The sequence below is a fragment of the Psychrobacter piscatorii genome (genome assembly GCF_001444505.1).
GTDB classification, from domain to species: Bacteria; Pseudomonadota; Gammaproteobacteria; order Pseudomonadales; family Moraxellaceae; genus Psychrobacter; species Psychrobacter piscatorii_B.
In genome coordinates this window covers 56,299-63,391 of sequence record NZ_LNDJ01000129.1, presented here as the reverse complement: position 1 = coordinate 63,391, position 7,093 = coordinate 56,299, and the positions used below count along the sequence as shown (strand labels likewise).

Annotated in this window: 8 protein-coding genes; 3 read left to right on the top strand and 5 right to left on the bottom strand. The window is 42.8% G+C overall.

Annotation, left to right across the window (positions count from 1 at the left end; all coding sequences use genetic code 11):
• Window positions 1-258 precede the first annotated feature (258 nt).
• Complete coding sequence (locus AS194_RS13095) at window positions 259-1,284, bottom strand: polyprenyl synthetase family protein (protein ID WP_058025938.1); 1,026 nt, start codon at window positions 1,282-1,284, stop codon at window positions 259-261.
• Window positions 1,285-1,852: 568 nt separating this feature from the next.
• Here AS194_RS13095 and rplU point away from each other — a divergent pair.
• From rplU to lolA, 3 genes are all read left to right on the top strand, one after another.
• Entirely contained in the window at window positions 1,853-2,164 is a 312-nt protein-coding gene (gene rplU, locus AS194_RS13090) for a 50S ribosomal protein L21 (RefSeq protein ID WP_058025937.1), read from the top strand.
• Window positions 2,165-2,255: 91 nt separating this feature from the next.
• Complete coding sequence (gene rpmA, locus AS194_RS13085) at window positions 2,256-2,513, top strand: 50S ribosomal protein L27 (RefSeq protein WP_058025936.1); 258 nt, start codon at window positions 2,256-2,258, stop codon at window positions 2,511-2,513.
• Between the two features lie 456 nt (window positions 2,514-2,969).
• Window positions 2,970-3,653 (top strand): outer membrane lipoprotein chaperone LolA, encoded by a 684-nt coding sequence (gene lolA / locus AS194_RS13080; protein WP_058025935.1) that lies wholly within the window; start codon window positions 2,970-2,972, stop codon window positions 3,651-3,653.
• A gap of 164 nt (window positions 3,654-3,817) precedes the next feature.
• On the opposite strand, the gene scpB is transcribed toward lolA, so the two are convergent.
• From scpB to AS194_RS13060, 4 genes are all read right to left on the bottom strand, one after another.
• Complete coding sequence (gene scpB, locus AS194_RS13075; RefSeq protein WP_058025934.1) at window positions 3,818-4,429, bottom strand: SMC-Scp complex subunit ScpB; 612 nt, start codon at window positions 4,427-4,429, stop codon at window positions 3,818-3,820.
• Between the two features lie 66 nt (window positions 4,430-4,495).
• A complete protein-coding gene (locus tag AS194_RS13070) occupies window positions 4,496-5,335 on the bottom strand; it encodes a segregation and condensation protein A (protein ID WP_058025933.1) in 840 nt (279 codons plus the stop codon).
• 5 nt (window positions 5,336-5,340) lie between these two features.
• On the bottom strand, window positions 5,341-5,943 hold the full coding sequence (locus tag AS194_RS13065; protein WP_058025932.1) for an O-methyltransferase: 603 nt from the start codon (window positions 5,941-5,943) through the stop codon (window positions 5,341-5,343).
• Between the two features lie 20 nt (window positions 5,944-5,963).
• Window positions 5,964-7,034, bottom strand: coding sequence for a tryptophan--tRNA ligase (locus AS194_RS13060; RefSeq protein WP_058025931.1), 1,071 nt, complete (start codon window positions 7,032-7,034; stop codon window positions 5,964-5,966).
• Window positions 7,035-7,093: the final 59 nt, after the last annotated feature.

Genomic DNA, 7,093 nt, shown 5'->3' with positions numbered 1-7,093 from the left:
TGCTTATTTCAAGTTGAGAGTGGGGTTTACATGATTATAGTACTGCAAAGATTTATAAAACTTAAAGAAAGGTAACTATTTAACTGGTACGTTGGTTTTGAAGAGAATAGGTTTTTGAAGAGTGGCGCTTTTAAGTTATGGGATTGCTGTTCATTGATTGCTAAAAGCACTGCTAAAAAATGAGTCGTCTTAATCAGCTGGTTGTTTTAATTAGCCGATTGTCTTAATTAGTCGATAACATAGACGACTCATATTTAATTATACCAATCGTGCGCTAGCAAGCTCAGTCAATTGATACAAACCTGTACGATAGCGATTGTCAGGCAGTGTGCTGAGGGCTTGTTGCGCCATTTTGGTTTCTTCCAACGCGCGTTGCTTGCAATAATCTAATGAGCCTGAGCTACGTACTAACTCAATCAGTTGCTCAGCATTTGGTGTTTTACCCGTTTGCACAGCGATTCGTAGCTGCTCATAACCTTCGTTGTCACTGTCTTTTAGTAGTTCGAGTGCTTTGATAGTTGGCAGAGTAGGTTTACCTTCTGCAAGATCATCGCCTAGGTTTTTGCCCATTACGTCGCTGTCGCCACTATAATCAAGGATATCATCGATAATTTGAAACGCATTACCAAAGTGCTGCCCAAAGTCGCCTAGCGCAGCCATATACTCAGTTTTGTCTTGCAAAATAGCCGCGCCTTGAGTTGCCATCATAAATAGGCGAGAGGTTTTGCCATCGATGATGCGCAAGTAGTCGTCTTCTGTTGCGGCAGGATTGTGCTGATGTTGTAGCTGCAATACTTCGCCTTCAGCAATATCACAAGTACCATCAGAGAAGACTTGCAACAATGGCAAGCTCTGAAAACCAACCAAAAGATTAAAAGCACGGGCTATGAGATAGTCACCGACCAATACGGCAGTGGCATTGTCCCATGTGGCGTTTGCCGTCGGTTTACCGCGGCGCTGTCCTGATTCATCGATCACATCGTCATGCACTAAGGTTGCAGTATGTAGCATCTCAGTAATGGCTGCTAGGTGCATCGCTTTTTCTGATGGATTGTCGTCAAACATACGGGCACACAATAGCGTAATCAGCGGGCGCATACGCTTACCACCGGCATTGATTACATGCTGAGAGACGCTCATGACGAGCTGTACTTTTGAGTTGAGACTACCAAATACTTGCTTGTCCATTACCTCAAAATCATTGGCTACAATACTTTGAATATCTGCATAGCTAGGCGTCGATTGAGAGGCAGGCACGGTATTATTTAAAGAGGTACTAGTCATAATAAATAGTCATATTAATAAGAGTAAAGAGAGTTGGTATAACCTTGACTTTATCTATCTATAGGTAAGGTATGGTTTTGCTTATCATAACATAGCTGCCTTTGAAAATTGTTGGTTAAAGTACACCATAAGGGTGGCTCAGAGGTCGCTTGTGCGCCTATTATCATGCATAGAAGGCAGGGCAAACTGATGAAAGCGTTCAATAATTTGATGGTAAGAATGTTAACTTATCACGAGGTTTTGTCGTCACATAAATGATAGATAAAAGGCTGTAAGTAACTGATTATATAAGTTATAATAGCCCCCGTTAGGTTCAAGCCATCATTTATAACCATTGTTATGCTGCTTTTATCAGTATCGTCGTCTACGACGGTCTAATAATTTGTAGCGTATATAACAATGCAGATGATGGTGATTTCGTGTAACCACCTTGCAAAAACAAGAGGCGCGGCTTGCTTTTATAAGCAAAAAGCCGTAAAATCTTGCCTTTAATTTTTCCCTGTCGTGTTCGTCGTAAAAGCGTTGGTATAACATCAGCCACGGCACACGGGTTAAACGGAGTCATACAATGTACGCAGTAATTAAAACTGGTGGTAAGCAGCACCGTGTAGTCGTCGATGAATTGCTTAAAGTTGAATTGCTAAAAGCAGAAAAAGGCGAAACAATCAAATTTGAAGACGTGTTGATGGTTGTTGACGGCGATGACGTGAAAATCGGTCAGCCTGTCGTTGATGGCGCTAGCGTAGAAGTTGAAGTTGTTGAGCATGGTCGCGGCGAAAAAATCCGTATCATCAAGCACAACCGTCGTAAGCATTATCACAAAGAGCAAGGTCACCGCCAATGGTACACCTTGTTAAAAATCAAAGCCATTAATGCCTAATTACCCGTTTAGCAATGTTTGCTAAATAGCGCACTAAATGCTTAAGAGTTGTCGCATAAGCGATAAGTCACATTAACAAGGAGATTTTCTCATGGCACATAAAAAAGCTGCCGGTTCAAGCCGTAACGGTCGTGATTCAAACCCAAAAATGCTAGGCGTAAAAATCTTTGGTGGCCAAGCTATCACAGCTGGTAACATCATCGTTCGTCAACGTGGTACAGAATTCCACGCAGGCGAAGGCGTTGGCATGGGTCGTGACCATACTTTATTTGCACTAAATGATGGTGTTGTAAAGTTTGAGACCAAAGGTAAATTTAATCGTCGTTATGTGACGGTTGAAAACGCATAATTATCTATTTAGGTCATTTTATTCTTTGAATAAAACGATTGGATAATTAAAAAAGCCCTTACTGCCTGATGGTAGTAGGGGCTTTTTGCGTTTATAAGACCTTATCAATTAATATTGGCTTTTGTTAGCAGTTTGGTCAGCAATTTTATATAGCATAAATACTCGTCACACTTAGCTCACTGGCTCTTTATGAGCACAGTGTTAATAATTTATCATGATAAATGCAAACTTTTACCGTGTAACTGCATTGGTTACAAGCGTGTATGGCAGCCGTAGTAAAGATTGCAAATCATGACTAGGCGCGTAATAAAAAAACTGGCACACTGTTGCCATTGCTGATGGTTACCAGTTTTAGCTCGGTAAAAGCAGTATTTATAGAAAACAAAAATTTCAATAGAACATTTTATTTTTAGCAACAACTTTAAAGCGATTATGCTTTTTTAGAGAGGATTTATGATGAACTTATCTACGAAAAAATCAACCAAACAGAAGATGATGAGTGGTGCTTTAGCAGGTGTTTTGATGACGTCACTCGGCGTAGCAGCGCCAATGATGGCATTGACTCAAACAGCCACAGCAGCTCCTGCTGGTAACCTAACAGCTGCTAAACGTTTGAACAAATTGCTGACCAATACCAAGAGTATGACGGCTAATTTCAGTCAAACGACTAAAGGCGCGAGCAGTGGTACGTTTACAGGCTCTATGAGTGTCCAACGTCCCAATAACTTCCGCTGGGAAACCAAATCGCCCTCAGAGCAATTGATCGTTGCCAATGGTAACTCTATGTGGATCTATGACAAAGATTTGGAGCAAGCGACTAAGCAGAACGTCGACAGTCAAGTCGGTAATACGCCAGCGCTATTGTTGTCAGGTGATCCAAGTAAGATTGATCAAAACTTCAAAATCACTCAGCCGTACAGCAATAAGAACTACTATGTGTTGTACCCAAAATCTGACAATGCCAGCTTTAAGAGCCTATCCATGAGCTTTAGTGGCGGCAAACCTGTGATGATGGTATTGAATGATACGCTAGGTCAAACGACTTCTATTAAGTTTAGTGGTATCAAAATGAATCCAAGTATCGGCAGCAGTCAGTTTAAGTTTACTCCACCAAAAGGTGTTGATATTATCAATCAATAAGAACGAGCTAACTGATGAAGCAGATTATGATGCTTTGCTATTTATCTAAGGTTGAAAGCCTCTAAGGGTGACAACCCCTAAGAGTAATAGCCAAATAAAAAGGACAGATCTTATATGATCTGTCCTTTTTTATGAGCGTAATGATAGTTTGGTCAGCAGAAAAATTAAGACATAGCTCGTATGGAGTCCATATCTGGCATTGGTGGCAGCTCATCTAAATGACTCAGCCCAAATGCATCCAAAAATTGTGCGGTGGTGTGAAGGAGCGCTGGGCGGCCTAAGGTCTCCTTAAAGCCTTTTTCAATGATCCACCCCTTATCAAATAGCTGGCGTAGTATATTGCTTGATAACGTCACACCGCGCACTTGCTCGATATCACTCCGTGTCACAGGTTGCTTATACGCAATAATGCTTAACGTCTCAAGCAACGCTTGGCTCAAACGCTCTTGACGCTGCGGGAAAGTCTGCTGAATCAATCCGCTATAATCATCGGAAATTTGTAGTCGGTAGCCGCTAGCTGTCTCATGTAGGTTCAGCACACCAGTCTCTAACCGTCGCTCTAGCACATCTAAGGCTTGCTTCAATGCTTTGCTAGACAATGACAAATATTTTCTTAACGCCTGTGCTGTCAGCGGCGCTTCTGAAGCATGTAAGAGAACTTCAATGTGCTTGCTCACCTCTTCAAGAGACGCCTGATTTGCCCCAATAGAGGCAGCTGTAGCGGTGTCTGTAGTTTCGGCTTCACTAGGCTGCTTTGAGTCGTCAATATCTACCATCTAAAATGTGCTCTTGTTTTAATATCATGGGATCAATAGTAGGTTTGGCGGCTAACCTGATGCTGGTTAGGCCAACCACTGTAAGGTGAGTTTTTGTGATTGGTGATCCGTATCGGATGAGTCGACATCACCGTCAGTCAGCGTATTTGAGCCATCACTATAGTGTGTATGTACCACACCGATAAGTTGTCGCTTAATCAGTTCAAGCACGGCCACAAAGCTCACGACCACGCCTATTTTACCTTGTGCTTTGTCTAATAGCTCATAAAAGGAGCGCGCTCCTTCAGTGCTGAGCTGCCGGCTAATACTAGCGATACGATCAGAAAGTGGTACGGCATCAATTTTGATGGTATGCATTTGATAGTCTGGCTGTAGCTGCATTTTAAACAAGCTATCGATCAGCAGAGTAGGCGAGTAGCTAGGCAGCTCAGCATTCATAACGTCTTGACTGGGCATACTGACCATCGCTAAAAAAACATCACGCTCTAAGCGTACCAAATCATCTAAGCGCTGACTGGCGGCTTTGATTTGTGCGTACTCTTCTAGGCGTTCAATCAGCTCGGCTTTTGGATCGCGCTCATCGGTAGGCGTGTCAGGGGTAGGCAATAGTAATTCGGTTTTAATAGCAATCAGCGTCGACGCCATTAGCAGATAATCACCTGCCAATTCAAAATGCTCAGTATCTAACTCACTGATATAGGCAAGATACTGCTCAGTGATGGGTAAGATAGGCATTTGGGTCAAATCAACATTGTTCTTTTTGACCAAATATAATAAAAAATCCAAAGGACCTGCAAATTGTTCTAACCAAATCGCAAACGCTTGTGGCGGAACATAAAGATCGTCTGGTAGATGCTGTACTGGCGTCTGATAGATGCGTAGAGCAGTCGTGTTGGATGTATCCATAATACTTAATGTTCCTGGCGCACTGCCATAAATAGTCCAGCACCAACATCTAACGTATGACAAATATAACGAGAATCGTTGGTGAATTCTGCCAAGAACTCGCTCACCTCATCGCGATGAGAGATGACATTATCGACAATAAGTACACTACCGACGTCCAATGCGTTATGCAGACCTCGGATATAATCGATATAGAATTGCCGCTCTGCATCCAAAAATACCAAGTCAAAGACATCTTCATTGCTATTTAAAAAAATAAAGGCGTCTTGTACGATTAATCTGACAGAGTCAGATAGCCCCGTATTTTGCAGATGCTGGTGAGCAGCTTCACTGCGGCTTTTATCGATGTCTAACGATATAAAGTCATATTGAGCCTGATGACGTAGACCATAAGCCAGCCATAACGTCGAAAAACCCGTTGAAGTACCGATCTCTAATACTGTATTTGGCTTGGTTATCGTAGCAATATTGGCCAAAAATTCAGCAGAATCTGGTTCTACATGGCGGTGACGATTGAGTCTGTCTACTTGCTTAGAATCATACGTACTGTCAGCTTTGTATAAAGACTGGCAGTAAGATAAAAAATGGCTTGGATTAAATGTCGGCATTATAAACGATCAGAAGTCATTTATTTAAGCTTCGCTAGTGGGCGAATACCAATGGCACGGCGGGCTTTATCCAGCTGCTTACGGCTATGACGACGGGCTTTATCTGCGCCCATTTGCAAGATTTCTTCCAGCTCTTTTGGATTTGCCATCAATTCTTGATAGCGCGCGCGGAAAGGGGCGATCTCGTTATTGATTTGTTGGAACAACTGCTCTTTGGCGTCTCCCCAGCCAATACCTGATTCATACTGCGCACGCAAATTAGCAATTTCTTCAGGCGTAGCAAACGCTTTATAAATCTCAAAAATTGCTGACGCGTCAGGATCTTTTGGCTCTTCTGGCAATTGTGAGTTGGTCACAATACGCATGATGGCCTTACGCATCATTTTTTCAGGATCGGCTTGGCTATTAAACTCGCCAAACAACGGAATCACGTTGTTATAGCTTTTGCTCATTTTGCGACCATCGAGACCTGTGAGTAGCGGCGTATTGTCGTCGACCAGGGCCTCAGGCTCAGTGAACAATGGCTTGTAACGATGATTAAATGTACCTGCTATATCACGCGCCATTTCAATGTGCTGGATTTGGTCGCGGCCAACAGGCACATGCGTGGCATTAAACATCAAAATATCAGCGGCCATCAATACAGGGTAGCCAAACAAACCCATGTTAATCCCTTGATCAGCATCAACGTCTTCTTTTTCCATATTGGCATCGACCGCTGCTTTGTAAGCATGAGCGCGGTTCATGAGGCCTTTGGCACATGAGGAGCTCAAAATCCATGACAATTCTAGAATTTCAGGCACATCTGACTGACGATAAAAAGTCACGCGCTCAGGATCGAGACCACAGGCGAGCCATGTCGCGGCAATGGCTTTGGTTGACTCGTGAATGATCGCAGGATCATGGCAACCAATAATACTGTGATAATCCGCTAAGAAGAAAAAAGCGTCGCTATCGCTGTTTTGAATAGACTGGATGGCAGGACGAATTGCACCAACGTAGTTACCAAGGTGCGGAATGCCCGTCGGTTTGATTCCTGTCAAAATGCGTTTATGTGGGGCTGCTTGTCCAGAACTGTGATTGTCGCTCATGAAAAATCCGTTGTTTTGTTTGTCAAATTATTATAATGCGTGACTAAAAGTGCAAAATA

Coding starts and splice junctions, on each gene's coding strand:
- rplU (WP_058025937.1), top strand. CDS start 1,853: ATGTACGCAGTAATTAAAACTGGTGGTAAGCAGCACCGTGTAGTCGTC.
- rpmA (WP_058025936.1), top strand. CDS start 2,256: ATGGCACATAAAAAAGCTGCCGGTTCAAGCCGTAACGGTCGTGATTCA.
- scpB (WP_058025934.1), bottom strand. CDS start 4,429: ATGGTAGATATTGACGACTCAAAGCAGCCTAGTGAAGCCGAAACTACA.
- AS194_RS13095 (WP_058025938.1), bottom strand. CDS start 1,284: ATGACTAGTACCTCTTTAAATAATACCGTGCCTGCCTCTCAATCGACG.
- lolA (WP_058025935.1), top strand. CDS start 2,970: ATGAACTTATCTACGAAAAAATCAACCAAACAGAAGATGATGAGTGGT.
- AS194_RS13070 (WP_058025933.1), bottom strand. CDS start 5,335: ATGGATACATCCAACACGACTGCTCTACGCATCTATCAGACGCCAGTA.
- AS194_RS13060 (WP_058025931.1), bottom strand. CDS start 7,034: ATGAGCGACAATCACAGTTCTGGACAAGCAGCCCCACATAAACGCATT.
- AS194_RS13065 (WP_058025932.1), bottom strand. CDS start 5,943: ATGCCGACATTTAATCCAAGCCATTTTTTATCTTACTGCCAGTCTTTA.